Here is a 26,241-nt window from a genome sequence, read left to right as displayed (position 1 = left end):
GCAGAAACAATTCTTGACTCTTGCAGGTTGGGAGTCTTTCTGACTATAATGTGCGCGCATATACACACTTTGTACTCAATATTATTTTGGGAGGAATTAAATAATGCTAAGACGAAAGATCAGTATGGCTCTTGCAGTTGCAATCAGTGTTTCAATGTTGGGTATGGCAGGCTGCGGCTCCGGCGGCAATACCGCCGTGGATACTTCTGCTTCCTCGGCGGCAGCCGGTACTTCAAGCACATCTGCACCGCAGAGCAGCAATGAAAAGGTAGCCATAAGAATCCTGACGAGATTATCCAGCAACCAGCCCAATGCGGTTGCATTCAGAGACAGAGTAAAGGAATTCGAAGATAAGAACCCAAATATCACAATAGAAGACCAGTCAATAGAGGATGAAGCATCCTTTAACACGAAGTTTAAAACAGCTGTGGCAAGCGGCGATGTGCCGGAATTATTTCAGACTTATGGCGGAGCTGCTTTTGGAGAATATGCCAAGAGCGGAGTTGCAGCTGATTTAAGTGCTGATCTTGAAGCTGATAAAACATGGTCGGAACCCTTCCTGCCGGTTTTTGAAAACTTCCAGTTCAAAGATGTGGAAGGTACATATGCAGTTCCATATGAATTCTTTGCAGTTGCGCTGTTCTATAATAAGGACTTATTCAAGCAAATAGGTGCCGAGCCCCCAAAAACCATTGAAGAATTTGAAGCTGTCTCTGAGAAGTTCAAGGCTGCTGGTATTGTACCGATGGCTTTGGGAGAAAAGGACGTATGGAGGGGCGGACACCTTATAGCAAACCTCATCGACAAGAAACTGGGGGCTCAGAAAAACATGGATCTGGCCGACAGAAAAGCAAGATATGACGACCCGGACATGGTGGAAATATTCAAAATTATTAACGATTGGGCCAAAAAAGGATATTTTGGAGACAAACCCGCCACTTATGACAACAATGCCGAAAAGGCAATGTTCCATTCCGGAAAGTCGGCAATGCATATGAATGGAAGCTGGTATGTTCCCGAAGCAACAGCTTCACCCATAGCTGACAAAGTTGGTGTTGTACCCTTCCCATATTTCTCAGACAAGCCTGACAACCAGAATGTATGGATGGGCGGAGCCGGAGGAGCGTTCTGCATATCCGGAAAAGCTGAGGGAGCAAAGAGAGATGCGGCTTTAAGCCTGCTTAAGTATACAACCTCGGTGGATGCCTTCAAATATTATCAAAAAGTTCAAAAGGGCGGTATTTTCCCGATCAAAATGGAGTCTGATCCAAGTGTTGTTGACAGATTGACCGTTGAGTACAGCAATCTTCTCAACAGTGCAGAGTTTAAGGCAGAGGTGTACAGCTATGATCCATTGCCTACAATGTCCGATAAAGTGAGAAATGAAATTCAAGGTATGTTCTCGGGACAGGATCCTGAAAAGACTGCAAAAAATATCCAGTCTGAAATTGATAAAAATACAAAGTAATTAAACACAACAATTGTAAATACCCGCTAATTCGATATGGCACAGTGCCATATCGAATTAGCAGGTTACTCTGGAGGAGTTAATGATTAAGAGAAGGTGGAATTTTCATTTAGTCGCTGTACTTTTTGTATTGCCTGCGATTTTATTATACACAGTCTTGTTGATTAATCCTGTTATTCAATCGGTAAGAATGTCTTTTTTCAGTTGGAATGGAATCGCTCAAAGTCCTTTGGTTTTTGCAGGTCTCGACAACTATAAGGAATTGCTTCAAAGCGGTGAGTTCTGGAGAGCACTGGCAAATGTGGGGAAATTTTTAGCAGTGGGGTTCCTGCTCCAGATGCCTGTGTCCTTTATATTGAGTTTGATAATAACCAGCAAGATAAAAGCCGTAAGGTTTTTTAAAACGATATTTTTTGTTCCTGTAATACTTCCCATAACGGCAATATCAATAATGTGGACTTTTATACTCTGGCCCACAGGAGGCTCGTTAAATTCCATAATGCAGCTTTTGGGCATGCAGGCACTGATTCAGGATTGGCTGGGCGACCCGAATATCGTGTCAATAACCATTCCGCTGATTAATTTATGGATAGCTGTAGGTCTGAATATGATTATTTTTTCGGCCGGTATGGTCAGCATACCTGAAGAATTATATGAAGCGGCAGAAATTGACGGTGCTACAGGTGTAAAAAAAGTTTGGAATATAACCCTTCCCTTGATGAAGGAATCAATAAAAATTTATTCGGTACTCTGCGTTACAGGCTGTCTGAAGGTTTTTGACATTGTTTATGTAATGACCAGCGGAGGTCCTAACGGTGCGTCGGATGTACCTGCCACGCTGCTGTATTATTCTGCGTTTAAGTATCAGAAATATGGATTTGCAAGCAGTATAGGCACTGTCATCCTCATTTTGGGGCTGGCAGTAAGCATTCTGATCAATAAATTTGTAAATAATGATGAACTGAATAATTAAGAGTTCAAATTAAAACTTGGTAGGTATTTTACATGAATAAAAAATTATACAAATTAAGAAGTCTGCCGGTATATATACTGGCAACCGTTTGGGCCGTAATAAATCTGTATCCGATCTTATTTACGGTTATTTCATCCTTCAAGAATAACGACGAACTATTTTCATCTGCCACATCAGCACTCAGTTTACCAACTTCTCTGAGATTTGAAAATTATGTTGAGGCTTTTACAAAAGGAAATCTCGCAAGATGCCTGGTCAATTCCATTTTTATTTCAGGCAGTTCGACATTTCTGGTTTTACTGCTCGCTTCAATGATTTCCTTTGTAATAGCAAGACTGAGCTATAAAATTAATAATATCTTACTGATATACTTTACTCTTGGTGTAATGATACCCATTCATACGACCCTGGTACCGTTGCTGAAAATGGTAAATACTCTTCATGGACAGAATAATTATTTGATGATCATTGTTCTGTACACCACATTCAATATGCCAATGGCTGTTTTACTAATTGTAGGACACATGAAAAGCATATCAAAGTCCATGGATGAATCTGCTATTCTGGATGGGTGCGGTCCTTTGCGCTTATACGGAAATATAATAATTCCGCTGACACTTCCGGCTATTTCCACGGCCGGCATTATTACATTTTTATATGTTTACAATGATCTCTTGTTTGGAGTTATGTTTATTTCCAATAAAAGCATGTACACCATCACACTTGGAATGCTGACTTTCGTCGGAGCCAAGGTAACCGAATACGGACCGATCTTCGCTTCGATTATCATTACTGTTTTGCCGATGGTAATAATCTATCTGCTTTTCCAGGAAAAAGTTGAGAGCGGACTGGCTGCAGGTGCGGTCAAAGAATAAAAAATACATATATTATCGGGAGAATAATCATGAATCAACAGGAACTTGTAGAAAAACAGAAGTGGTTTGTAAATCTCAGGTTGGGGATGTTCATACATTTCAACAGCGCCACTTTTCAATTTAATGAGGGAGATATAATGGATTGGGAATTCGACCATGAAAATAACGGAGCCCAAAGGAAATTTCCTTTTAATCCGGCCGATTGGAATCCCCAAAAGCTTGACTGCAGGCAGTGGACAAAGGCCACCAAAGCAATGGGTGCAAAATTTGCCGCTCTGACCTCAAAACACCATGAAGGCTTTTGTCTGTGGCCTACAAAAACAACAGAACACTGTGTCAGCAACGGCAAGATTAAAACCGACGTAGTGGGGGAATATCTGGAGGCCTTCCGCAGTAAAGGGATTATTGCAGGATTATACTTTTCAATGCTGGATGTGACTCATAAGATCAACAGAAGCAAATGCACAAGAGAAGATGTCGAATACACTAAAAGGCAGCTTACCGAGCTTCTCACAAACTATGGGGAAATTCCCTTCATAATTATTGACGGATGGCAGGCTCACTGGGGCGGTCCATCCTATGAAAACATGCCCTATGAAGAGATAGATAATCATATAAAATCCATTCAGCCTGACTGCATGCTGTTAAATATAAGCTGTGAAAGCAATCTGGATCACACTGAGGTGGTATTTTATGAGAACGCTGCCGGACAGGAGGTCGAGGAGAATTTCTCAGGCCCCGGAGCATCCTGCAACATATTAAATAACTGCTGGTTCTGGAGAAAAACCGATCCCCGGATGGAATTAAAATCCGCACAGTGGGCAGTGGACAAAATAGAGGACATGAACAGGCATAACGTGACCTTCCTGCTCAATTCCTCCCCAAATACTTCGGGTTTGATTGATGAGAATTTTATGAGGCGTTATGAAGAAATCGGAAGTTTATATAAACGCCCCGGAAACCTGGAGCAAATCCCGGAGGGGTGGCTTAAAAGATAATCCAGGCATGGAGCTGTTTTCAGGGTTATACTTGATACATATTTATTACTTGATAAATTAAAACATATATTGAAACATACTAATACAACACCTCACAGCCATTTTCAAGAATACTGTTAAGTATTTTTGAGGATGGCTGTTTGTCGGTTATAACGGCGGTAATACTCCTGAAGGAACTCAATTTGTAAAAGTGCGGCTGATCGAATTTACTGCTGTCACACAGAAGTATAGTCGCTTTGGAGTTGTTTATCATATGCTGTTTTACAAGGGCTTGCATCTGATTTGCCTCATATGCTCCGTTTTCGTTTATGCCCCTGCAGGATATAATGGACAGATCTGCGTGAAAGTTATCTATAAAGCTGCCTGACAGTTCGCCGATAACAGAGGTGGAGCCCTGCTTCAGCTGGCCTCCTGCTATAAAAGTGGTCACCGAATCCATCTGTGCCAGCTCCAGGGCGGTTTTTACACCGTTGGTCACCACGGTGAGGTTGGTGTAGTTTTGAAGCAGGGGGCATATATTGCTGACGGTACTGCTGGAATCCAGAAATATTGCATAGCCGTCTGATATGAAATCCAGGGCCAGATTGCAGATATAGCTTTTCTCCTTTTTATTCTCCATTTCTCTGAATATGGAGGAGTATTCAATATTGGTGCCCTGGATGAAAGTAACCCCGCCGTGACTCTTTTTGGCTATACCTGATTTTTCAAGCTCAAGGATATCCCTTCTGATGGTGGAAGTACTTGCGTACAGCTGCTGGCAAAGGTATGCGGCGGATACATGTTTTTTTGCCTTCAATATTTCAATTATTTTATCCAATCTCTCTTTTGAATACATGGAAGCCTCCTGAATCGATTTAAATTTGAACGATTATGAATTAAAATGAAACAATTTACATGATATTAATTAAATGATACCAAAAAAATGTTCAAATATAAACAAAATATAAAAAAGGAAATATAATTGTCTTATGCAAAACAATTATAATATTATAGGAGGATAAGGTGAGCGAACAAAATATAAGGGCACAGATTTGCGATATTTGTTATAAGATGTGGCAGCAGGGCTGGGTAGCTGCCAATGACGGAAATGTCTCCGTGAAATTGGATGAGGACACTTTCCTGGCAACGCCCACAGGTATAAGCAAGAGCTTTATGGAACCAGACAAGCTTGTTAAAATAAACGGAAAAGGTGAGGTTTTAGAGGCGTTGGAGGGCTACAGACCCTCCAGTGAGATCAAGATGCACTTGAGATGCTATCAGGAGAGAGCTGACGTGGGAGCCGTGGTTCACGCACATCCGCCCACGGCAACGGGTTTTGCTCTTGCACATAAGCCCCTGGATACATACTCTCTTATAGAATGTGTAATCGCAATCGGTGCTGTTCCCATAGCGCCCTATGGAACACCGTCTACAGACGAGGTACCTGAATCCATAGCACCTTTACTGCCAAAGCACGACGTTATTCTGCTTGAAAACCATGGAGCTCTGACTGTGGGTTCTGATCTCACCACGGCCTATTACAGAATGGAAACACTTGAGTTATGGGCAAAAACGAGTTTTGTGGCACAGATGCTTGGGGGTGAAAAGGAGATTTCGCGGGGAAATATAGACAGGCTCATAAATATGAGAAGTTCGTACAAGGTCACAGGACGGCATCCGGGTTATGTTAAATTTAACAGGTAGGAGGTCAATATATGTCAAAAGGAGTACTGGCGTTTGACTTTGGTGCTTCCAGCGGGAGAGCCGTAAAAGGGAGCTACCACGACGGCAGAATTACATTGGAAGAGGTGCACAGGTTTAAAAATGAGCCGGTAAATGAAGACGGGTTTTTATGCTGGGATATTGACCTGCTGCTGGGGGAAATAAAAAAGTCGCTGACCATTTGCAGGGATTACGAAAGTATCGGGATAGACACCTGGGGAGTGGACTACGGACTTATTGATAAAAATGATACACTCGTCAGGAAACCTGTGAATTACAGAGATCCAAGGACAAAGGGGATCATTGAGCGGGTGTCGGAGCATATTAGCTGTGATAAGCTGTACAATTTAACCGGGAATCAGATAATGGAGATAAATACCATATTCCAGGTTTATTCCGAGGTTTTAAACAATCCGGAATTATTTAAAAAGGCTGATAAGCTGTTAATGATGCCCGATCTGCTGAATTTTCTCCTGACCGGCAAAAAAGCCGCCGAGATCACTATAGCATCAACCACCGGACTTCTTGACCCCTATGGCAGGCAGTGGAACAGGTATATCTTAAACAGTCTGGGCTTGAAGGAAACTGTTTTTCCCGAGCTGATAAGTTCCGGAACCGAAATCGGCCTGTTAAAAGAAGATATGGCAAAGGAATTGAATATTGAACGCAAATCGGTGATAGCAGTCTGCGGGCATGATACGGCATGTGCAGTGGCCGCGGTTCCGGCCGAACAGGACTTTTTATTCATGTCCTGCGGAACCTGGGCTCTGTTTGGTACAGAGCTGGAAGAACCGGTAATAACCAGGGAAACCATGGAGTATAATCTGACCAATGAAATAGGAGTAAACGGTACAACGAGGTTTTTAAAGAACCTTACAGGCACCTGGCTGCTGCAGGAAACCAAAAGGCAGTTTGAAAAGGAAGGAAAGAACTATTCCTACGATGACATGGAAAGGATGGCAAGGGCGGCAGAACCCTTTAAATGCTTCATAGACACTGATGAGGACATCTTTATGTCACCGGGGAACATTCCTCTCAGAATAAAGGAATTCACCTATAAAACCGGGCAGATAGTTCCTGAAACCGACGGAGAAATCATCAGGTGCATTTATGAAAGCCTTGCCATGAAATACAGGCATACCTATGACCAGCTGCTTGTCTGCCTGAAAAAGGGATACAAAAAGCTTCATATTGTGGGGGGAGGCTCCAGAGACGGTTTCCTCTGCCAGCTGACTGCCGAAGCTACAGGCCTTGAGGTGGTTGCAGGTCCTGTTGAAGCCACCGCTATTGGAAATATAGCAGTTCAGCTTATAGCAAGAGGTGAAATCAGCGGAATTAAGGAAGGAAGAAAAGTAATAAGGTCATCTTTTGAAACTATTGAATATAGGCCCAAACAGCATAATGTCTGGAACAACTATTATTCTGCGTACCTGGTAGTATGCAACATCTAAATTCACATATTACCGGCGGTTAATTCCCCGGGACTATAATAATCAAACTCAGGAGGAGAAGATATGAACTATCCAAAAATTGGTATAAGACCAACAATAGACGGCCGTTGGGGGGGCGTCAGAGAAAGTCTTGAAAAGCAGACTATGAATATGGCTTATTCTGCTGCCAGACTTCTGGAAGAAAATCTGGTTTATCCGGACGGCACTCCGGTAAAGTGCATAATATCCGACAGCACTATCGGCGGAGGGCTGGAAGCGGCAAAGTGTGCCGAAAAGTTTTCAAAGAAAGGGGTTTGTGCGACTCTCACAGTCACTCCCTGCTGGTGCTACGGCAGTGAGACCATGGACATGGACCCTCTGACCGTCAAGGCGGTTTGGGGTTTTAATGGAACCGAAAGGCCGGGCGCGGTATATCTGGCAGCAGTAATGGCCGCACATGCACAAAAAGGACTTCCGGCTTTCTCCATATACGGAAAGGACGTTCAGGATCTGGAGGATACTGAGATCCCTGAGGACGTTCAGGAAAAGATACTCAGGTTCGGCAGATGTGCTATAGCAGTGGGGCTCATGAAGAACAGGGCATATGTCAATCTGGGTTCGGTATCAATGGGTATTATGGGTTCCTTCTGCGATCCCGCTTTTCTGCAAAAGTACTTTGGTATCAGGGCCGAATGGGTGGATCTGACAGAAATTCTCAGAAGGATTGACAAAGGAATCTATGACCATAAGGAATATGATAAGGCACTGGCCTGGATCAGGGAAAACTGCAAAGAGGGTTATGACCCCAATCCGGAAGATGTGAGACATTCCAAAGAGGAAAAAGCCAAGGAATGGGAATTTATAGCCAAAATGACCCTTATAGTTAAGGATATATTCTATGGGAATCCAGTGCTGGACGAAATGGGCTTCCACGAGGAGGCAATGGGCAGGAATGCTATCCTGGGAGGCTTTCAGGGGCAGAGAATGTGGACCGATTGGCTGCCCAACGGAGATTTTACCGAAGCAATACTTAACTCCAGCTTTGACTGGAACGGCAAAAAGGAGCCTACTATCCTTGCGACTGAAAATGATACTCTAAACGGCATGGCAATGCTGTTTGGAAAACTGCTCACCGGAACGGCAAGCGTATTTGCAGATGTAAGGACCTACTGGAGTCCCGAAGCGGTGGAAAGAGTTACCGGCAGGAAGCCTGAAGGTCTTGCACAAAACGGATTTATACATCTGATAAATTCAGGAGCGGCAGCGCTGGATGGAGCCGGACTTGCCAGGGATGAGGCAGGTAAGGCGCTGATCAAACAGTGGTGGAAAATTACCGGTGAGGATATCAAAAACCTTACCGCAGCCACAGACTGGTGTCCTGCAAATCTGGGATATTTCAGAGGGGGCGGGTTCTCATCCCACTTTAAAACACAGAATGAGATGCCTGTAACTCTTATAAGAATAAACCTCGTGCAGGGAGTGGGCCCCGTGCTGCAGGTCGCAGAGGGCCACACAGTCACTCTGGACGATGAAACCCATAGAATCCTGGACGAAAGAACCGACAGAACCTGGCCGACAACATGGTTTGTACCAAGACTGGGCACAAAGGGTTTCGAGGATGTTTATTCTGTAATGGCCAATTGGGGAGCAAATCACGGGGCCTTCAGCTATGGACATATAGGAAAGGACCTTATAACACTTGCAAGTATGCTCAGGATACCTGTATCACTGCACAATGTGGATGACAGGGATATTTACAGGCCCCACAGCTTTGCAGCCTTTGGCACAAAGGACCTGGAGGGTGCCGACTACAGGGCTTGCCAGGCTTATGGCCCGTTGTACAAATAATTGGAGATTTATATAATAATTATAAGTTTGTACGATAAGTGGAGGTTTTTATGCTGAAAGGAATCCCTGATGTTTTATCACCTGAATTGCTTAAAATATTAATGGAAATGGGCCATGGTGATGAATTGGTAATATCCGACGGAAACTTTCCGGCAAGCAGCTGTGCACAGAGGCTGGTAAGGCTGGATGGGCACGGGGTGCCGGAGGTGCTTGAGGCCATATTGAAGTTCTTTCCGCTGGACCCTTATTCGGAAGCCCAGGCGGCGCTGATGCAGGTTGTTCCCGGAGATACAGCTGAAACTCCCATCTGGGAGGTCTACAAGTCTCTTATAAATAAATACGAGCCGGTGAATAACAGGGTTGAAAATATAGAACGTTTTGCGTTTTACGATAGGGCCAGAAAGGCATATGCAGTTGTAGCAACAAGTGAAGCTGCGCTCTATGCCAACATTATCCTAAAAAAAGGTGTGGTAGCCGGGTAAGAAGTAATATTGCCCCACAGAAAGCTATTCTGGCCAGATGGGCCTACAGTAATATTTTCAAAGCAGTATAAATATGTTATGTTAATATGGCAGAGCATGTGTCAAACACGTGCTTTGCTATATTTTTTTAGAAGCAGCTTTGTTCCTTAAAATATTTGAGGCTGAATTTGTACTTATTCCTTGAAGTTGCAAGGGTGTATTAGTCGGGGGAATTCAATGAAACTGTCGGAAAAAATCGGTAGGCTCTATTTTAATAGAGAGAACCTGAGCGAAATAGAAATGGCCCGCTCGAGAAATTTATCCGTTTATGAGGGCTGTACGGCCAGAAGTATACTGACTCTTACCAGCGGATCTTTTCTGGTGGGCTTTGCCGGCTATCTGGGGGCAAGCGACCAGATAGCCGGTATTGTTTCGGCTATTCCCGTGTTTGCGGGAATCATTACGGTTTTCTCGCCACTGATGTTTGAGAGAATGGCAAACAGGAAATTTATCACGATTTTATTTTGTCTTTTGGGAAGGCTTATGCTGGGAACCATGATTGTTATCCCGTTTATCGATATCCCAAATTCCCAACAAATTGCATTGCTGATAGGAATGTTCCTGACTGCAAACTTGTTTCTGGCGGCCATGATGCCCTCAGCCACGACCTGGCTTTTAAAGATCACCCCGGAGAGCATAAGGGGGGCATATTACGGGCGCCGTGAAGCAATTGTACTGGGGGCTGTGACAATAGTCACACTCGTAATGGGCCAGGTGCTTGACAAATTCGACAGGGCCGGATATCAGCTCAGAGGATTTATTATATTGTATATATTTGTAATAATTATAACATTGGTCAACTTTATTATTTTTTCAGGTATGAAGGAGCCGCCCAACGAAATATTGAAAACAGACATATCGGTGATTAACATATTCAGAATACCTTTAAAAAACAAAAAGTATATGACCATATCCATATTGATGGCTGTTTGGAATTTTGGCTATCAGCTTGCATTCCCGTTTACCTCTGTCTACATGGTTTCAACTCTTAAGCTGGGGTACGGATTAATAACCATAATGGCCGTGCTGGCGTCGCTGACAAGCGTTGTTTCGGTTTATTTCTGGGGAAGGCTTGCCGACAGGAAATCCTGGCTTTACCTGATGAATTTAATGATTCTCATACAAATAACAAGCTTTTTTATATGGTTTTTCATTAACAAGAGCACGGCAGCCATACTTCTTCCCTTGGCACACATTCTGGGAGGGGCAGCTATCGGCGGCATCAACATATCCTTGAATAACCTGCAGTATACCTTTTCACCTCCTGATAACAAGACGGTCTTTCTGGGCTTTTCGTCGGCTGTCAATGGAGTTATAGGCTTTACAGGCACTCTTGCAGGTTCATATTTTCTGACCCTTTCGGAAAAGCTTGAGTTTAAGGTATGGAATTTATCGGTGGGGAGTATGCAGATGATATTCCTTATAGCCGGAATTACCTTGTTTTCGGGTGTTGTGTTTGTACATAATATTATGAAATCGGAGGCATTCAAGGTAACACTATAATACTATGAGTTAAATTTTTAAAATTCAGTAAAATATATTATTATATCTTTGCATGTGTTCGTTTCTTTTGCCAATTGCCATATAAAGGATTATGTGCTATTCTAATATGAATTTAATGTGAGTATACGGGATTTACAGAGGTGTTTTTGACAGATAACTAAAAAATATAAACAGGATGGAGAGACCGGGAAAATTATGGAGAATCAGCTTCAATACAAAAACAGGGGATTGATCCTTATTAATATTGTACTTCTGACCTTTATGGCATGCCTTGACAGCAGCATAGTAAATGTTGCCCTGCCGGTTATGGCAGGCTATTTCAAGGTTGGAATGAATTCTATTTCGGTGATAGTTTCAGCGTATCTGATTGCCATTTCGGCAACCATACTTATATTCGGAAGGCTGGGAGATATTAAAGGTACGGTAAAGATATTTCAAATCGGAACGGTTATCTTTACGGCAGGCTCCTTGCTTTGCGCCGTTTCCAATTCATTGTATATCCTCATACTGGCCAGAATCATTCAGGCTGTGGGCGCTGCCGGATTTATGGCAACAAATCAGGGAATTATTACAAGGGTTTTTCCTGCAGGAGAGAGAGGAAAGGCGCTGGGTATAACCGGATCGTTTGTTGCACTGGGAACCCTGGTGGGACCTCCCCTTGGAGGTTTCATTGTAGATGCGGCGGCCTGGCAGTACATTTTTCTTATAAACATACCGATTGGTGTTTTTGCATTTATTCTTGGGCTTAAGATTCTTCCCAGGGATGAAGAGAGCAGGAAGGCCCGTTTTGATTTAAAGGGGGCGCTGCTGTTCCTGCTGTTTATTGTAGCGCTGTTTGCGGCACTTCTGGTGGGGGAGCAGATCGGTTTCACAAAGCCACTGATTCTGGCAGGTTTTGCTTTGGCAGTCATAGCCTTCATAATATTCCTAAAGGTGGAGAGGAAAGAGGAAAGCCCGCTGCTGCAATTGAATATATTTAAAAACCAGCTTTTTTCACTGAGTATATTATGCGGTTTTCTGCTTTTTATAGCTATGAACTGTTCAAACATAATCCTGCCCTTCTATTTGCAGGATGTGATCAAACTGTCACCGTCGATGTCAGGGCTTTACCTTATGACATACCCTCTGGTACTGTTTGTTGTGGCTCCCATCAGCGGGCATATTTCGGATAAGATCGGATCGGAGCTTCTGACGCTCATAGGCCTCCTGACCTTTTGCTTTGCCTTCTTCATGATGGCTACCCTGAACCAGTTCTTTCAGCCGGTAAAGCTGGTGCTGATCATAGCGGTAATGGCTTTGGGCAATGGAATGTTCCAGTCCCCCAACAACTCCCTGGTAATGTCCTCGGTGCCCAGGGAAAGGGTTGGAATTGCAGGGAGCATAAATGCACTGGTCAGAAATCTTGGGCTGGTAGTAGGTGTTTCGGTATCCACGCTGATATTATATGGTGTTATGAGCCGTCAGCTGGGTTACACGGTTACAACCTTTGTTGCAGGAAAAGAGGCGGAGTTTGCTTTTGCCATGCGGGTAACCTATATATGTGCAGGGCTCATTGCCATGATAGGAGCGGTGCTGACGGCCTTCAGACTTATCACAAACAGAAAGCGGGCAGCAGTTGAAAAAGTGTAGAATACTATTCAAGCAGGTCCAGCAATTGGGAGGGAGTCTTCAAATAGTACTCGGCATCAATATTATCTGCGTTATTTGAGCCCCATATGGCCAGAGCGAACTTTACACCGGCATTTCCGGCACACTGGCTGTCAAAAAGCGTATCCCCGATGTATATGGTCTCTTCCGGGGAGGCACCCAGCCTTTCCATGGCCTTGAGCAGCGGCTGGGCGTCGGGCTTGTGCTTTTCAGTGTCATCCGAGCATATTACCGCATCAAACTTGTCTATGAAACCCTGCAGACAACTGTCAATTTTTATTTCATAGCCACACCTGGAGGTGACCACTGCCAGGGGCAGGTTCATTGACTTGAGAGTGTCTATCAGCTCATTGATGCCGTCAAAAGCCTTACAGCGTTTGAACCCTTCAACCAGATATTTATAATAGTCCTCCATTGCACTTTCAATATCAGTGAAGCCATACCGCTCAAGGGACTTTGGCGTGGGAACTCCGTAGCCCTTTAAGAGTTCTTCTTCGGTGAAATATCTGCCGTGCTTTTGGAAAATGACACTCTGGTAGGCATACATTACTGCTTCTTCTGTATCTACCATGGTGCCGTCTACATCGAATACAACATATTTAAACATATTGGCCTCCAACATATAATGATAAAAATATAACATATCTGTTATTATAGCATTAAATGTGGCCCTGTGGCCGATTATTTGCCGCAGGTCTGTGAAAACTGAAGAAATTCGGATGTTACAGGGGGTTATGCTTGAAATTATAAATTTTTGTCAGATAGAATATCACCAGGAAACAAACTCCTGTGGAAAGCAGGACGTCAAATACTATCAGATTGTCTGGAATGATATTGCTGATGAGTTTTACACAGAGGTAACCTGCCAGGCCGAAGAGGGCAAAGGACCAGCTTCTCAGGAAGGATATCCTGAACTCGCAGACTTTTCTGATTTCATATAAATTCAGCACCAGTCCGGTGACCGAAGAAATTACCAGTGAAATACCGTAGCCGAAAATGTTCAGAGAAGGAATTCCGGTCAATACTATTACCAAAAGCAGGCTTTCCACAGAAACGATAATGGAGTTCCTGAGATTGGCATTCTGTTTCCCGAGGCCGTTCATAATGCCAAAGGTGGCGGCGGTAACATAGCTTACGAAGTTGCATACACCGGCCGCCATTATCATCTTTCCCAGGTCGTCCCTGCCGTAGAATAAAAGTCCAAGCTTCTGGGGAATGCAGACTGAGACAATCAATGTGCCAAGGCCAACCAGAAAGGATATGCGCAGCACCTGGGAGATACGCTTTTCGGTGCTCCAGGAGTCCTTTTTACTTAGGCTCAGTGACATATCCGGAATCATGACCGTCATCATGGAGCCCACAATTATAAAGGGGAGATTTACCGTTGTCAGGGACATACCTATAAATTTTCCTATCATCTCAAGTGCGGTGTCATAGCTCATGCCCGTACTTATCAGTCTTCTTGGCAGAATGAGTGTGGAAGCCGTGTTCAGTATGGAGGACAGGAAGCCGTTCAGGCTCAGCGGGCAGGATATCACCAGAATGTCAACCAGCAGCTGCAGGGGATTTTTTACCCTGGTCTTTACCGGAACCAGCTTGCCGGAAAACAGCTTATAAGCGGAAAACAGCATTATCATGCTGATGGCTTCCCCCACAGCCAGTGCAAAATATGCCGTGGTTACGGCGCCCTTTATGTTTTTTACAGAAAGTATGGCCATGGTGGCAAGAAGAATGGTTACCCTGATGCATTTTTCAAGAATGTCAATACCTGCAGGGATTGTAAACTTTTCAAAGCCGTAAAAGAATCCTTTGAATATGGCCGACATGGGTATGAAAACCAGGGCCGGACAGATTATTCTTATTGCATCGGCAGCCCGGCTGTCTTTTATAAAAAAATTACTGATATTGGAGGCGTTCAAAAAGACCAGAAGAGCTACGCAAATACTCCACAGCCCGATAAAACCCATTGCGACCTTTACTGTTCTGATGAGGTTGCGGTAATCCTTTTTACTGTTATAGACGGCACAGGTTCTGGAGACTGCGGTGACCAGACCGTCGGCTGTGAGGCACAGCAGCAGGGAATATACCGGCATAATCAGACCGTACAAACCCAGCCCTTCAGCCCCAAGCTTTTTAGAAAGAATTATGGAAAAAGCAAATCCGATGAATCCTGTTATTAAGTTCGACATGGTAAGAATTGCAGAGTTTTTATAAAATTTGTCCAGTCCCATTTAACCATAGCCCCATTTATGTCTTATTATCGCTTAAGCCTTATTATAAATGCTTATTCATCATGAGACAGGTTTATTACTGGCTGTACCGCCAGGGCAGAAAAAAAGAGGTATCTTCCTTTAAACAAAAGATCCCCTATTTATTGAGCAGATAATAGATGAAAATGGACTGTGCCAGAATTATAAACGGCATAAGAGTCATGAAATACCAGTTCCTGGTTTTGTGATGGAATACGAATAATCCGATGTACACTCCGATGCTTCCCCCGAGAATGGACAGCAGAAAGAAGGATCTTTCGGGTATTCTCCACAGCTTGTTCTTAGCTTTAAACTTATCTAATGATACCAGTATAAATCCGAATATATTCAGAATTAACAACAGCGGTATAATAAAACTCTGCATAAACGCACCTCATTAAATATCCAAAGATGTATTATATTATAATAATACAATATTATACCTCATGAGTGCTAGTTTTTTCTTAAATACTAATTAAAAATGAATTTCTTATACGTTTAATCAGTGATTCGGTGTTGGCATTGCAGACAATTTGTAAAATGGCGAGTATTTGTATATAATAGGTTTAAAATCTGGTTAAAGGAGGTATGTATGAGATTCGACTTACTTGACTTGAGTTTTTTCGGCATATTGCTGAAAATAGTACTTATTGTCATTATATATATCATAATTGTTCAAGCTCTGAAGATCATGTCCAGGGATGTTAAGAGAGGCAGTCTGGCGGGCGGGAAGAATCTTGGCTGGAAGCTCAGGATAGTTTACCCCGGAGACGGCGGAAATTTCGTTGAAGGAGACAGCGTACCTATCGGAAACAAGCTTACCATCGGCAGAAACAAGTTTAACCAGATGGTGCTGCCGTCACCGTCGGTTTCAAACTACCACGCAAAAATATATTTCGAAGACGGACGTTACATGCTGGAGGACCTGAACTCAACAAATGGTACGTTTATCAACGGTATCGTGGTGGATAAAAAAAGTTTGCAGCCCGGTGACGAGATAAGTATTTCTCAGACCGTGCTGACGGTAACTGATGATGAGTGAGCTTAAAGCCATGGTATGGCTTGGAAAGTTGATATGACAAAAAGACTTAAAACTTTACAGTTTCTTATATATTTATTTATATTTTTTGGATTTCTTAATCTGGCTTTTTTGGGTAAGCCCATCGATCCCATGGCCGGCGTATTTTTTGCGGTAATAACGGTTATTGTAGCCGTGACCTCCTGGGTACTTAAAAAGTATTATCCAATGGGAGACAGGCTTATATTCCTGCTGGCCATGCTGCTTTGTTCCATCGGAATGATAATGTTGTTCCGGCTCAGCAGGACAACAGCTGTCAAACAGCTTTTATGGCTTGTAATAGGGATAGTGATGTTTTTATTTGTTGTGCTCTATCTCAAAAAGGGACTTGTAAAATACGCCGGTTACAGATACGTATTCCTGGCCGGAACTATAGCATTTATGGCTATGGCCACATTTATCGGTGTAGAAATATTAGGGGCGAAAAACTGGGTGAAAATCGGTCCTTACGGCTTTCAACCCTCGGAATTCGGAAAGATATTTCTTATACTTTACCTGTCGGCAGCTCTTTCAGATATTAAATCCAGAAAACAGCTTATCGAGCCAGGAATAGTCATAATAATTTCGCTGGGTTTTATGGTTTTGCAGAAAGACCTTGGAACAGCCCTTATCATATTTGCAGTATCGGTAACAATGGTTTATCTTGCAACCTCCAAAAAGCTTTACGTACTGATCTCCCTGGGGTTGTTCGGAGCAGGGGGTGCGGCCAGCTATGCGGTTTTCGGGCACATCCGGAAGCGTTTTATGATATGGCTCAATCCATGGGATTATGTTTATAACGAAAGCTACCAGCTCGTGCAATCCATGTACGCCATTGCTATGGGCGGCCTCTTTGGGAGAGGTCTGGGCATGGGGCATCCGGGGTATGTGGCAGTTAATGAATCGGACTTCATATTCTCGGTTATTTGTGAGGAAATGGGACTTTTGATGGGACTTGCCATTTTGATTCTGCATTTCCTCCTGTTTTACAGATCAATCAGGAGCGCTCTCCATGCCGAAAACAATTTTACAAAGCTTTTGACGGCAGGGCTCAGTGTAATGATGGCCACTCAGGCCCTTGTAATCGTGGGGGGAGTTACCGGCTTTATACCGCTGACAGGCATTACTCTGCCCTTTGTCAGCTATGGCGGAACCTCCCTGCTGATCAGCTTTCTGTCATTAAGCATAATTCAGAAGGTATCCGAAGGTGATGAATAAATGGACAATCTGACAACCAATATAAAACGTGTAATGATAATTTTTCTGATAGTTTTTATCGTTTTAATCAGCTATCTTTCATATTTCACGCTCTTCAGAGGGCCTGAGATTGCCACCAGGCCCGACAACAGGAGAATGTGGGACATAAGAAACAAGGTGGTAAGGGGAACTATTTATGATAAAAACGGAAAAGAACTGTCTGTCAGTGAAAAGACAAAGAACAATCAGTACAAGAGAACCTATAAGGGCGGAGCGGCCACCGCACATGTGCTTGGCTATTACGACCCTCAATACGGCATCTCGGGACTTGAAAACCTTTATGACAGTTATCTGTCCAGCAACATATCCGCATCATTTATGGCGTGGGTAGGCAACGGCTTCAAGGAGGTAGACAAGAAGGGGGATGATGTTTATACATCTCTTGACCTGGGCCTTCAGCAGACGGCATATAATGCACTGGGCTCCTCACGCGGTTCGGTTGTGGTAATTAAGGTGGATACGGGGGAAATCCTGGCTATGGTGTCCAAGCCTTCATATGACCCCAACAAACTGGGGGAAATCTGGAAGCAGCTGAGCACTGATGAACAAAGGCCGCTGCTGAACAGAGCCGTTTCGGGGCTCTATCCTCCGGGTTCGACCTTTAAGGTAGTGACAGGGGTCAGTGCTCTTGAAAATATAGACGGAATTGAGAAGGAAACCTTTAATGACGAGGGCAAGCTGGTTTTGGGCCCGGATTACACGCTGAGCAACGACCAGGGCAAAGCCATGGGAAAAATAAATTTTGAACAGGCCATGGTTAAATCCAGCAATGTATTTTTCGGAAATCTCGGGATACGCCTGGAGAAGAATTTATTCAAGACCGCCGAAAAATTCGGATTTAACAGGAATATTCCTGCAGATGGCATAATCATTGACAACAGCAGATTTCCTAAATATGATATATCTGAAAAAGGAAATCTTGCCCAGGCCGGAATAGGTCAGGCAGAAGTACTGGCCACTCCGGTACAGATGGCACTGGTGGCACAGACCATAGCAAATGACGGAGTTATGCTGAAGCCTGTGCTTGTGGACAAGGTAGTTGATTACAGCGGGAATACCGTTAAAGAATTCAGGCCCGATGAGATAGGTCAGATCACTTCCCCGGGCTATGCAGCCGAAATAAAGAGGTTTATGCGAGATGTTGTTGCAAAGGGTACGGGTACAAGGGCACAGGTCAGCGGGATACAGGTCTGCGGCAAAACCGGTACGGCACAGCACCTTGAAAGTAAAAACCCGCACAGCTGGTTCATCGGCTTTGCACCGTATAAAAACCCTGAAATAGCCGTTGCGGTTATAGTGGAGGAGGGCGGTTACGGCGGAACGGCAGCTGCAAAAATATCTTCACAGGTCATGAGCAAGTATTTCAAAAAGTAAAAGTACTTGAAAGTGCTATACATCCCGGCCTGTCTAATTAAGTTTTTGCAGCAGCTTTGACAATATTACTGCAATTTCGGCTCTTGTGGCCTGGGCCCTTGGATTGAGCCTGTTGCCGGAACCGCTGATGATCCCGTTCTTAACCATTACGGCCATAGCCTCGGCTGCATAGCCGCTTATTTGAGACGAATCGGAAAATGCGGCCAGTTGGCTCCCGTCGGCCGGCTGCAGCGGAATACCTGAAACCTGGGCAGCTTTGTACACCTGTACCAGCAGATCCTGCCGTGTAATGCCTGATTTGGGATCAAAATATCCATTTCCGGTGCCGGCGGTGAGACCCAGCTCTCTGGCTGTTCCAATGGCATTGTAATAATAGGAATTGGCCGGCACATCGGTAAAATTACTGCTGAATTGGGCTTGCAGGCCGGCGGTTTTTACAAGCATAAGGATAAAATCTCCGCGCTTGGAATTGGCTGCCGGCATAAAATTATTCTGTCCCACTCCCGATACGATGCCCTTTTCATATAGATAGTCTATTGAGTCCACAGCCCAGTAAACATTTTGGCCCACGTCGCTAAAGTATTTTGATCCATTGCTTAGTTTTAAGCCCTGGCTTTGGTTATGGAGTCTGTCAAGAGCGGTGACAACATATACAGCCCCATTCAGACCGGTTCCCGCAGTGTCGGTAAACTGCTGCAGACCGGCGGTCTTGCGTCTTACTGTGGCAATGAGTTTTCTGGCGCTTTCATTTGAGTTTATATCTATGGTTTCAGTGTTTGAGTATCTGTAAATTGCATAATATACAGTTGCCGCATCGTTGTCGGTCCAGGTCAGCCTTATTCCACCCGAAGACGAAGTGATTGTGCCATTTTCCGGAACTGCCGGAGCACGTCCGCCTTTCCAGGGCATGGCAGGCACAAGGACTTTAGTGGACCACAAATCCTTTTGGAGAGCGGAAACTACTGCCTGCATGGGGCTTTCAAAAAAGTGGTTCATCCTGAACATAACACTGCCCTGAATCTCAGGTTTGGCGGTGTTATATTTTATCTGACGTGTCATTTCAGGTACTCCGTTATCTGTTGAAAAATCCCTGTCATTTGTGGAGTTTCCTTCATTTATCCGGTAAAGTGCCTGACCTATGTACAGGTGGACATTCTTGCCCTTTACGGCATTTGACCACCAGCTGGCAAGCTCGCCATAGGGAGCGGCTGGATTTGCATAGGTAAAATAAATTTGAGGACATATATAGTCTATCAATTCTTCATCCACCCATTTCTTAGTGTCGGCATAGCATTTGTCGTAATTGGTATAGGAGGAATTGGTATTGGAGCCTGCGGGATCGTCCTTTTTGTTTCTCCAGATGGCAGAGGGGCTTATTCCGAACTTTACCCAGGGTTTTTCAGCTCTTATTCTTGCCGATAATTCCTTTATCAGAAGATATGTATTATTTCTTCTCCAATCAGCCTTTTTGGCAAACTGTCCATTGTTATATTTCTGATAAGTGGAATCGTCTCCCATCTCATTGTTAACTTCTTCATAATAAAAGTAATCATCGAAATGGACACCGTCGATATCATAATTCCTGACAACCTCCATTACACAGTCCTCAACCCATTTCCTTGCCTCCGGAATGCCCGGATCAAGTACAAATCTGTTGCTGGCTGTCCTGATCCAGTCGGGGTGTTCCTTATAAACACTCTTAGGTATATTCAGGGAAGCTTTTGTGGCGTCACCGGTATCCATGGAAATCCGGTAGGGGTTGAACCAGGCATGCAGTTCCATATTTCTTTTGTGAGCCTCATCTATGGCAAATTGCAGCGGATCAAAGCCGGGGTCTTTTCCAAACGTACCGGTGAGATACCGGGACCAGGGGGCCAGGCTGGACTTATATAAGGCATCGCCCGTTGACCGCACCTGTAGAAATACGGCATTCATGTTGAGGGCTGCGGCCTTGTCCAATAATTTTATCAATTCTTCCTTGGACTTTTGAATCCTGAGATTTGTGTCTGCAATTGCCCTGGTTTTGGAGGAAGGCCAGTCCAGATTTGCAACGGTACTTATCCAGGCACCGCGGAGATGGCTTTTGGTCACCGGAACAGCCGCAGGAATATATTGCAGATACGGATCCCATGCAGCCGCAAAGGACTGAAAAGTAATAGACAAAGCGAGTAAACATAAAAACAGCAGACTGAACAGGCGTATGTAAGAATTTGACTTGATGTGCATGATAACCCCCCGGAAACATATGACCCATAAATAACTAAAAACAACTGAAAATAAATAACTAAATAAATAATATGTATTATTGGTTTACATAAAACTAGTCTCTGGTAATATGTTAAGGCATACTGAGTTGTTTAGTCAAGAAAAACAGCTCCGTGGGAAAAATTGCAATCTCTTCAGCTTTGTTTTATTTTTTTAGAAATAATGAATTTTAATAATTGATAAATTACAGATACTATTTTTGTACTTTATTATATTTTTCATATATAATTCTTATATAATTGATATATTGATATATGATTCGGGATCTATAACTTGAAAGGGTGATTGCAATAGAGATTAGTATTTTTGAAGTGTTGGGCCCAATAATGATCGGTCCTTCCAGCTCGCATACCGCAGGTGCCGCAAAGATAGCGCGCATTGCAAGGACGGTGGCCAATGAAGATGTAAAAAGGGTTGTGTTCGGACTCCACGGTTCCTTTGCCAAAACCTACAAAGGGCACGGTACCGATAAGGCGCTTGTGGCAGGGGTGCTGGGGATGAAGGAGGATGATGAAAATATCAGAAATTCCTTTACCATTGCCGAATTAAACGGTGTGGATTACCAGTTCAGGGAAATCGATCTGACTAACGCACATGACAATTCGGTGCTGATTGAAATCATAGACAGCAATAACAAGTATCATAAGGTCATCGGTGCGTCTATCGGAGGAGGAAGGATACTGATTACAAATATAGACGATTTTGAAGTGGAAATAGCAGCTGAAAATCCTGTTATCATTACAAGGAATAAGGATAAGAAGGGTGTTATCAGTGAGATAACCTCATTGCTGGCTCAAAACAACATAAATATTGCAGTCATGAGGGTCAGCCGCAAGGAGAAGGGGACGGAAGCCTCCACCATCATTGAAACCGATGACGAAATATCTCATGCTATCATCGACCAACTGTCCCAAATCGAATATGTGGATGATGTAAAGGTTATGAATTTTATGGATAATAAAGCACTTTAAATATAAGGAGAGTTTATGTACAGTAACGGCCGTGAGCTTTTGGAACTCGCAAACAGCAGGAACCTGAGACTTTACGATGTCATTCTTGAGAATGAAATGAAAATATCGGAAAGGTCGGAGCAGGAAATAAAAGATGCAATGCGAAAAAGGTATAACGTCATGAAGGACTCGTCACAAAAAGCGCTGTCAGAACCTCAGGAGACAGTGGGAGGCATGATTTCGGGCGATTCCAGGAAAATAAATGATTTTACGGAGGAAGGCAGGACCCTGTCAGGGGATTTTATGTGCAGGATGATGGCCAGAGCCCTTTCCTCCTGCGAAGTAAACGCTTCCATGGGCAGGGTGTGCGCTGCACCCACGGCAGGCTCCTGCGGAATAGTGCCTGCCGTCATAATCTCGGTGTGCGAGAAACTGGGCCTGGATGAGGAAAGCGCCGTCAGAGGGCTGATTACCTGCTCCGGCATAGGAGCAATCATTGTAAAGAACGCCACCGTAGCCGGAGCAGAGGGAGGCTGCCAGGCCGAATGCGGTGTGGCGGCAGCCATGAGCGCAGCTGCGGTGGTCGAGCTGGCCGGCGGCACACCTGAGATGAGCCTCAATGCAGCAGCTATAGCTTTGAAGAATATTCTGGGGCTCATATGCGACCCTGTTGCCGGCCTGGTGGAAGTGCCCTGCGCAAAAAGGAACGCGTCCCAGGCGGTTAATGCGGTAACTTCTGCAGATCTGGCCCTGGCGGGCATAAAAAGCAATGTACCCTTTGATGAGGTTGTGGAGGCCATGTACAAAGTGGGGAAAATGCTTCCCTACCAGCTGAGGGAAACTGCCATGGGAGGATTGGCCGCTACTGAAACAGCCAGAAAAATAGCCGACGGTATCTTCAGGAGATAGCAGTTTTCAACTGTCTGTGCGGATGGGACTGCCCGGCAAAACAAAAAACCATAGGACCGGATGGAGCCGGGCTTATGGTTTTGCTGTTTTTTAAATCGTTTAGGTTACAATCAAGTCACAATGCAGGATATGACTGCAGGGTTTAACTTAAAATAATCAAACACTTTGGTCGAAATTGCCTCCTAGATTGGGATTGACACTGAGTTCCATCATTTTTGTAAGAGCCTGTGAGTCCTCTTCAGCAGCGTTCATTGCGAGTTTTGTTACGGCAAGGCTTGCTTTCTCGCTGACTGCGGCTTGTGACTTCAGCACAGATAAAGCTTCAATATCCATTTCAAAACCACTCCTTTATTATTTCAAATATATCTAAACTCATATTATAATTTTACACCCTTCAACATTAAACTACAATATGTTCTTGTTTTTTATGGTAACTATAACAATGTATTCCTTGACTGACACAATAACTAAACGTATAATATTCCAAAGGGTATAGGACTTGAGCCGGCAGGGCCCGGCACGGGTATCCCTTATTATCCGAAGGAATGAATATTATGAAATTAAATGTTACGAAACTATTTGAAAATAAAGATTATTTTCTGTTTGACGGTGCCATGGGCACCTATTATTCCTCAAAGCATGACAACAGCATTGCGTGTGAGACTGCCAACCTGAACGACGGCCAGACGATTTTACGTATACACAGGGAATATATTGAAGCCGGTGCAAATGCCATAAAGACAAATACTTTTGCAGCCAACAGGTTTTCTTTGGCCTGTGAGCAGCCAGAGGTGGAGCAGATCATAAAAAAAGGCTGGGAAATTGCCAATGCTGCCGTGAGAGACAGGGAAGCAGCCGTTTTTGCGGATATCGGTCCCATTCCAATACCACAGGGACAGGAAGAAGAGACGGAATACAAAAAGCTGGCTGACATATTTCTCCAATGCGGTGCTGAAAATTTTCTGTTCGAAACCTTTTCGCGTTATGATATTATTCTTGAACTGGCTGCCCATATCAGACTCAAAAAGCCTGATGCCGTTATAATCGCTTCCTTTGCCGTATACCCCGACGGGTATTCCAAAGAGGGGTTGTTTTTTCAGGATATATTTAAAAAGGTCAGTTCCAGCGGCCTGGTCAATGCCTGTGGATTTAACTGTATCAGCGGTCCGGCGCATATGTGCAGGCTGGTGGGCCAGCTGGATATAAAGGGCAGGCTGGTCACTGTCATGCCAAACTCCGGATATCCTTCCTCGGAAAGAGGCAGGACTGTCTACGTTGACAATTCCGATTACTTTGCGGAAAAAATGCTGGAACTGAAAAAGCTTGGTGTGAAAATACTGGGCGGCTGCTGCGGAACAACACCGCATCACATAGCCGTTACCGCAAAATTGCTGGCCGGCAGCGGAAGTGCGGCAGGCAATACCGAACAGCAGGCTGATAAACAGGTATTACCTGCAAATAGAAAGCCTTTGATCCAAAAGCTCATAGCTGAAAAGAAGCCCATTCTGGTTGAAATAGATCCGCCCTTTGATACAAATTGGGAGTACATGCTGCGGGATGCCTTCCTGCTGAAAACTGCTGGGGCAGATATGATAACAATTGCCGACTCGCCGCTGGCAAAATCAAGAGCGGACAGCTCAATGATGGCCGCCAGGCTGCAGCGGGAGTCAGGCTTGCCCGCAATGCCTCACATTACCTGCAGGGATAGGAATCTGCTGGGTATAAAGGCAACCTTGCTGGGCTTAAATATCGAGGGCATCAGAAATGTTTTGCTTGTCACAGGTGATCCTATTGCCATCATTGAAAGAAAGGACGTTAAGGGAGTTTACAGTATGAACTCCTCAAATCTGGCAAATTACGTGTCAAGCCTTAATGACAACGTATTCGGGGAGGCTTCCTTTGAAATAGGCGGAGCCCTGAACGTAAATGCACCTAATTTTGATGCCGAGTTAAGACGCTCTGTTAAAAAAATCGAAAATGGAATAAGCTTTTTCCTGACACAGGCAATATATACTGAAACCGCCGTAAATAATGCGGTCAAAGCTTTTGAAGTGTTAAAGGTACCTGTGTTTGCGGGAATAATGCCCATTGTGGGATATAAGAACGCACAGTTTATAAATAACGAGGTTCCGGGAATAGACATAGATGCAGCTACTGTTGAAAGCTTCCGGGACAAGAGCAGGGAAGAATCGGAAATACTTGGTATAGAACACTCAATGAAGTGTATAAATAAATTGTATGAACATGTTTCCGGATTTTATATAATGACACCGCTTAAGAGAATACATGTGGTTTGTGAATTAATAAAAAGGATTAAGGAGAAAAAGGTATGATAATAGTTGGTGAGAAATTAAACAGTTCAATCCCGAGGATATTTGAGCTCATGAAGGCAAAAAATACTGGAGAGCTCAAAAAAATTGCCGTAGATCAGCAAAACGCCGGAGCCAATTTTCTTGACATCAATACTGCGATTTTCAGAGAGCAGGAAATTGAAATGATGGAATATGTTCTCGGTATAGTGCTTGAGAGTACAGAATGCGGTATTATGCTGGATTCACCCTCTCCGGCAGTGATTGAAAAGGCAATCGGGCTCATATCGGGAAGAGAAGTAATAATCAATTCAATAACTCTCCAGGACAGGATAAATGAGCTTTTACCGGTTGTAAAGTCCTATAATTCAGGAGTTGTATGCCTGCCCATAGATAAGGACGGTATTCCAAAAACAGCTGAAAAGCGGGTGGAAAATTCGCTTAAGCTGGTTGAAATACTTCAGGAAGCAGGAATTGCAAAGGATAAAATATATATTGATGTTCTGGCAGAAGCTCTTGCAGTTGATAACGAAAATGCGAGAACAACCATAGAGTCCATAGCAGCCCTGAGAAAGGCACAGCCGGATATTCATATTATTTGCGGGGTTTCAAACGTATCCTTCGGTCTTCCCAAAAGGCCCGACATAAATGCCGCTTTTCTTAACACAGCTATTTACGCCGGCCTTGACAGCGGTATTGTGGATATAACAAACCAGCAGATACGGAGTACTGTATTTATTGCAGAAATGATTGCAGGTAAGGATGAATATTGTATTGAGTACCTTGGCTATTTCAGAGGGCAAAAGAATAACTGATTATAATTTTATATTCTGCTGTCAAGATGACATTTTATGTGATACAATATTTTACGAAGTTTACGAAAAGCGGAATAATTTGCATATTGGAG

23 protein-coding genes are annotated in these 26,241 nt (G+C 43.9%); 17 read left to right on the top strand and 6 right to left on the bottom strand.

The features are described from left to right. The first annotated feature begins 103 nt into the window (after positions 1–103). The 4 genes from CTER_RS13310 to CTER_RS13295 all read left to right on the top strand — a co-directional run bounded on the left by CTER_RS13310 (position 104) and on the right by CTER_RS13295 (position 4,314). Positions 104–1,468 (top strand): extracellular solute-binding protein, encoded by a 1,365-nt coding sequence (locus CTER_RS13310; RefSeq protein ID WP_004626098.1) that lies wholly within the window; start codon positions 104–106, stop codon positions 1,466–1,468. An 82-nt stretch (positions 1,469–1,550) separates the two neighbouring features. Beyond that, a complete protein-coding gene (locus CTER_RS13305; protein ID WP_004625937.1) occupies positions 1,551–2,441 on the top strand; it encodes a carbohydrate ABC transporter permease in 891 nt (296 codons plus the stop codon). Between the two features lie 32 nt (positions 2,442–2,473). Continuing rightward, on the top strand, positions 2,474–3,316 hold the full coding sequence (locus CTER_RS13300) for a carbohydrate ABC transporter permease (protein ID WP_004625947.1): 843 nt from the start codon (positions 2,474–2,476) through the stop codon (positions 3,314–3,316). Between the two features lie 29 nt (positions 3,317–3,345). Then, positions 3,346–4,314 carry an alpha-L-fucosidase gene (locus CTER_RS13295; RefSeq protein WP_004625912.1) on the top strand — a complete coding sequence of 323 codons (969 nt, stop codon included), beginning with the start codon at positions 3,346–3,348 and terminating at the stop codon, positions 4,312–4,314. Positions 4,315–4,393: 79 nt separating this feature from the next. On the opposite strand, the gene CTER_RS13290 is transcribed toward CTER_RS13295, so the two are convergent. Further along, positions 4,394–5,149 carry a DeoR/GlpR family DNA-binding transcription regulator gene (locus CTER_RS13290; protein ID WP_004625990.1) on the bottom strand — a complete coding sequence of 252 codons (756 nt, stop codon included), beginning with the start codon at positions 5,147–5,149 and terminating at the stop codon, positions 4,394–4,396. 215 nt (positions 5,150–5,364) lie between these two features. On the opposite strand from CTER_RS13290, the gene CTER_RS13285 reads away from it, so the two are divergent. From CTER_RS13285 to CTER_RS13260, 6 genes are all read left to right on the top strand, one after another. Continuing rightward, positions 5,365–5,997, top strand: a complete 633-nt coding sequence (locus tag CTER_RS13285; RefSeq protein ID WP_242834984.1) for a class II aldolase/adducin family protein — start codon at positions 5,365–5,367, stop codon at positions 5,995–5,997. 11 nt (positions 5,998–6,008) lie between these two features. Next, positions 6,009–7,466, top strand: coding sequence for a rhamnulokinase (locus CTER_RS13280; protein WP_004626080.1), 1,458 nt, complete (start codon positions 6,009–6,011; stop codon positions 7,464–7,466). Positions 7,467–7,529: 63 nt separating this feature from the next. Next, entirely contained in the window at positions 7,530–9,293 is a 1,764-nt protein-coding gene (locus CTER_RS13275) for an L-fucose isomerase (protein ID WP_004625946.1), read from the top strand. 50 nt (positions 9,294–9,343) lie between these two features. Next, complete coding sequence (locus CTER_RS13270) at positions 9,344–9,775, top strand: RbsD/FucU family protein (protein WP_004625921.1); 432 nt, start codon at positions 9,344–9,346, stop codon at positions 9,773–9,775. A gap of 216 nt (positions 9,776–9,991) precedes the next feature. Then, the gene (locus tag CTER_RS13265) at positions 9,992–11,317 is read left to right on the top strand and encodes an MFS transporter (RefSeq protein ID WP_004626131.1); all 1,326 of its coding nucleotides are present in this window, start codon (positions 9,992–9,994) and stop codon (positions 11,315–11,317) included. A 195-nt stretch (positions 11,318–11,512) separates the two neighbouring features. Continuing rightward, entirely contained in the window at positions 11,513–12,946 is a 1,434-nt protein-coding gene (locus CTER_RS13260; protein ID WP_004625978.1) for an MFS transporter, read from the top strand. Positions 12,947–12,950: 4 nt separating this feature from the next. Here the strand turns inward: CTER_RS13260 and CTER_RS13255 are convergent, their stop codons facing one another. From CTER_RS13255 to CTER_RS13245, 3 genes are all read right to left on the bottom strand, one after another. Further along, the gene (locus CTER_RS13255; RefSeq protein WP_004626017.1) at positions 12,951–13,571 is read right to left on the bottom strand and encodes an HAD family hydrolase; all 621 of its coding nucleotides are present in this window, start codon (positions 13,569–13,571) and stop codon (positions 12,951–12,953) included. Between the two features lie 115 nt (positions 13,572–13,686). Next, a complete protein-coding gene (gene spoVB / locus CTER_RS13250) occupies positions 13,687–15,195 on the bottom strand; it encodes a stage V sporulation protein B (protein ID WP_004625904.1) in 1,509 nt (502 codons plus the stop codon). 136 nt (positions 15,196–15,331) lie between these two features. Beyond that, positions 15,332–15,598 (bottom strand): DUF1294 domain-containing protein, encoded by a 267-nt coding sequence (locus tag CTER_RS13245; protein ID WP_004625981.1) that lies wholly within the window; start codon positions 15,596–15,598, stop codon positions 15,332–15,334. Positions 15,599–15,805: 207 nt separating this feature from the next. Between CTER_RS13245 and CTER_RS13240 the strand changes: the two genes are divergently transcribed. From CTER_RS13240 to CTER_RS13230, 3 genes are read left to right on the top strand one after another with little or no spacing between them, the layout of a single operon-like run. Next, complete coding sequence (locus CTER_RS13240) at positions 15,806–16,255, top strand: FHA domain-containing protein (protein WP_004626010.1); 450 nt, start codon at positions 15,806–15,808, stop codon at positions 16,253–16,255. 33 nt (positions 16,256–16,288) lie between these two features. After that, complete coding sequence (locus CTER_RS13235) at positions 16,289–17,488, top strand: FtsW/RodA/SpoVE family cell cycle protein (RefSeq protein ID WP_004626067.1); 1,200 nt, start codon at positions 16,289–16,291, stop codon at positions 17,486–17,488. After that, a complete protein-coding gene (locus CTER_RS13230; RefSeq protein ID WP_004625963.1) occupies positions 17,489–18,901 on the top strand; it encodes a peptidoglycan D,D-transpeptidase FtsI family protein in 1,413 nt (470 codons plus the stop codon). Between the two features lie 33 nt (positions 18,902–18,934). On the opposite strand, the gene CTER_RS13225 is transcribed toward CTER_RS13230, so the two are convergent. Then, entirely contained in the window at positions 18,935–21,127 is a 2,193-nt protein-coding gene (locus CTER_RS13225; protein ID WP_004625966.1) for a family 10 glycosylhydrolase, read from the bottom strand. A gap of 320 nt (positions 21,128–21,447) precedes the next feature. Here CTER_RS13225 and sdaAB point away from each other — a divergent pair, with 320 nt between their 5' ends. Both sdaAB and sdaAA read left to right on the top strand, forming a co-directional pair. Beyond that, positions 21,448–22,137: an L-serine ammonia-lyase, iron-sulfur-dependent subunit beta gene (gene sdaAB / locus CTER_RS13220; protein WP_004626100.1), complete on the top strand. Its 690-nt coding sequence runs from the start codon at positions 21,448–21,450 to the stop codon at positions 22,135–22,137. A 15-nt stretch (positions 22,138–22,152) separates the two neighbouring features. Continuing rightward, a complete protein-coding gene (gene sdaAA, locus CTER_RS13215; RefSeq protein WP_004626049.1) occupies positions 22,153–23,025 on the top strand; it encodes an L-serine ammonia-lyase, iron-sulfur-dependent, subunit alpha in 873 nt (290 codons plus the stop codon). Positions 23,026–23,181: 156 nt separating this feature from the next. Here sdaAA and CTER_RS27645 read toward each other — a convergent pair whose 3' ends face one another. Then, positions 23,182–23,358: a YjfB family protein gene (locus CTER_RS27645; protein ID WP_004625936.1), complete on the bottom strand. Its 177-nt coding sequence runs from the start codon at positions 23,356–23,358 to the stop codon at positions 23,182–23,184. Positions 23,359–23,579: 221 nt separating this feature from the next. On the opposite strand from CTER_RS27645, the gene CTER_RS13210 reads away from it, so the two are divergent. Together CTER_RS13210 and CTER_RS13205 are read left to right on the top strand one after the other, a co-directional pair. After that, on the top strand, positions 23,580–25,358 hold the full coding sequence (locus tag CTER_RS13210; RefSeq protein ID WP_004626142.1) for a bifunctional homocysteine S-methyltransferase/methylenetetrahydrofolate reductase: 1,779 nt from the start codon (positions 23,580–23,582) through the stop codon (positions 25,356–25,358). After that, positions 25,355–26,149, top strand: a complete 795-nt coding sequence (locus CTER_RS13205) for a dihydropteroate synthase (RefSeq protein WP_004626138.1) — start codon at positions 25,355–25,357, stop codon at positions 26,147–26,149. Before CTER_RS13210 ends, CTER_RS13205 begins: the two co-directional genes overlap by 4 nt. The last annotated feature ends 92 nt before the right edge of the window (positions 26,150–26,241 follow it).

The sequence above is a fragment of the Ruminiclostridium cellobioparum subsp. termitidis CT1112 genome (assembly GCF_000350485.1).
GTDB classification, from domain to species: Bacteria; Bacillota; Clostridia; order Acetivibrionales; family DSM-1351; genus Ruminiclostridium; species Ruminiclostridium termitidis.
This window is presented reverse-complemented; position numbering and strand designations above follow the sequence as displayed.

What these genes read in the sequence shown, in the direction of transcription:
- CTER_RS13310 (WP_004626098.1), top strand. Translation starts at nt 104, where the DNA reads ATGCTAAGACGAAAGATCAGTATGGCTCTTGCAGTTGCAATCAGTGTT.
- CTER_RS13305 (WP_004625937.1), top strand. Translation starts at nt 1,551, where the DNA reads ATGATTAAGAGAAGGTGGAATTTTCATTTAGTCGCTGTACTTTTTGTA.
- CTER_RS13300 (WP_004625947.1), top strand. Translation starts at nt 2,474, where the DNA reads ATGAATAAAAAATTATACAAATTAAGAAGTCTGCCGGTATATATACTG.
- CTER_RS13295 (WP_004625912.1), top strand. Translation starts at nt 3,346, where the DNA reads ATGAATCAACAGGAACTTGTAGAAAAACAGAAGTGGTTTGTAAATCTC.
- CTER_RS13290 (WP_004625990.1), bottom strand. Translation starts at nt 5,149, where the DNA reads ATGTATTCAAAAGAGAGATTGGATAAAATAATTGAAATATTGAAGGCA.
- CTER_RS13285 (WP_242834984.1), top strand. Translation starts at nt 5,365, where the DNA reads ATGTGGCAGCAGGGCTGGGTAGCTGCCAATGACGGAAATGTCTCCGTG.
- CTER_RS13280 (WP_004626080.1), top strand. Translation starts at nt 6,009, where the DNA reads ATGTCAAAAGGAGTACTGGCGTTTGACTTTGGTGCTTCCAGCGGGAGA.
- CTER_RS13275 (WP_004625946.1), top strand. Translation starts at nt 7,530, where the DNA reads ATGAACTATCCAAAAATTGGTATAAGACCAACAATAGACGGCCGTTGG.
- CTER_RS13270 (WP_004625921.1), top strand. Translation starts at nt 9,344, where the DNA reads ATGCTGAAAGGAATCCCTGATGTTTTATCACCTGAATTGCTTAAAATA.
- CTER_RS13265 (WP_004626131.1), top strand. Translation starts at nt 9,992, where the DNA reads ATGAAACTGTCGGAAAAAATCGGTAGGCTCTATTTTAATAGAGAGAAC.
- CTER_RS13260 (WP_004625978.1), top strand. Translation starts at nt 11,513, where the DNA reads ATGGAGAATCAGCTTCAATACAAAAACAGGGGATTGATCCTTATTAAT.
- CTER_RS13255 (WP_004626017.1), bottom strand. Translation starts at nt 13,571, where the DNA reads ATGTTTAAATATGTTGTATTCGATGTAGACGGCACCATGGTAGATACA.
- spoVB (WP_004625904.1), bottom strand. Translation starts at nt 15,195, where the DNA reads ATGGGACTGGACAAATTTTATAAAAACTCTGCAATTCTTACCATGTCG.
- CTER_RS13245 (WP_004625981.1), bottom strand. Translation starts at nt 15,598, where the DNA reads ATGCAGAGTTTTATTATACCGCTGTTGTTAATTCTGAATATATTCGGA.
- CTER_RS13240 (WP_004626010.1), top strand. Translation starts at nt 15,806, where the DNA reads ATGAGATTCGACTTACTTGACTTGAGTTTTTTCGGCATATTGCTGAAA.
- CTER_RS13235 (WP_004626067.1), top strand. Translation starts at nt 16,289, where the DNA reads ATGACAAAAAGACTTAAAACTTTACAGTTTCTTATATATTTATTTATA.
- CTER_RS13230 (WP_004625963.1), top strand. Translation starts at nt 17,489, where the DNA reads ATGGACAATCTGACAACCAATATAAAACGTGTAATGATAATTTTTCTG.
- CTER_RS13225 (WP_004625966.1), bottom strand. Translation starts at nt 21,127, where the DNA reads ATGCACATCAAGTCAAATTCTTACATACGCCTGTTCAGTCTGCTGTTT.
- sdaAA (WP_004626049.1), top strand. Translation starts at nt 22,153, where the DNA reads ATGTACAGTAACGGCCGTGAGCTTTTGGAACTCGCAAACAGCAGGAAC.
- CTER_RS27645 (WP_004625936.1), bottom strand. Translation starts at nt 23,358, where the DNA reads ATGGATATTGAAGCTTTATCTGTGCTGAAGTCACAAGCCGCAGTCAGC.
- CTER_RS13210 (WP_004626142.1), top strand. Translation starts at nt 23,580, where the DNA reads ATGAAATTAAATGTTACGAAACTATTTGAAAATAAAGATTATTTTCTG.
- CTER_RS13205 (WP_004626138.1), top strand. Translation starts at nt 25,355, where the DNA reads ATGATAATAGTTGGTGAGAAATTAAACAGTTCAATCCCGAGGATATTT.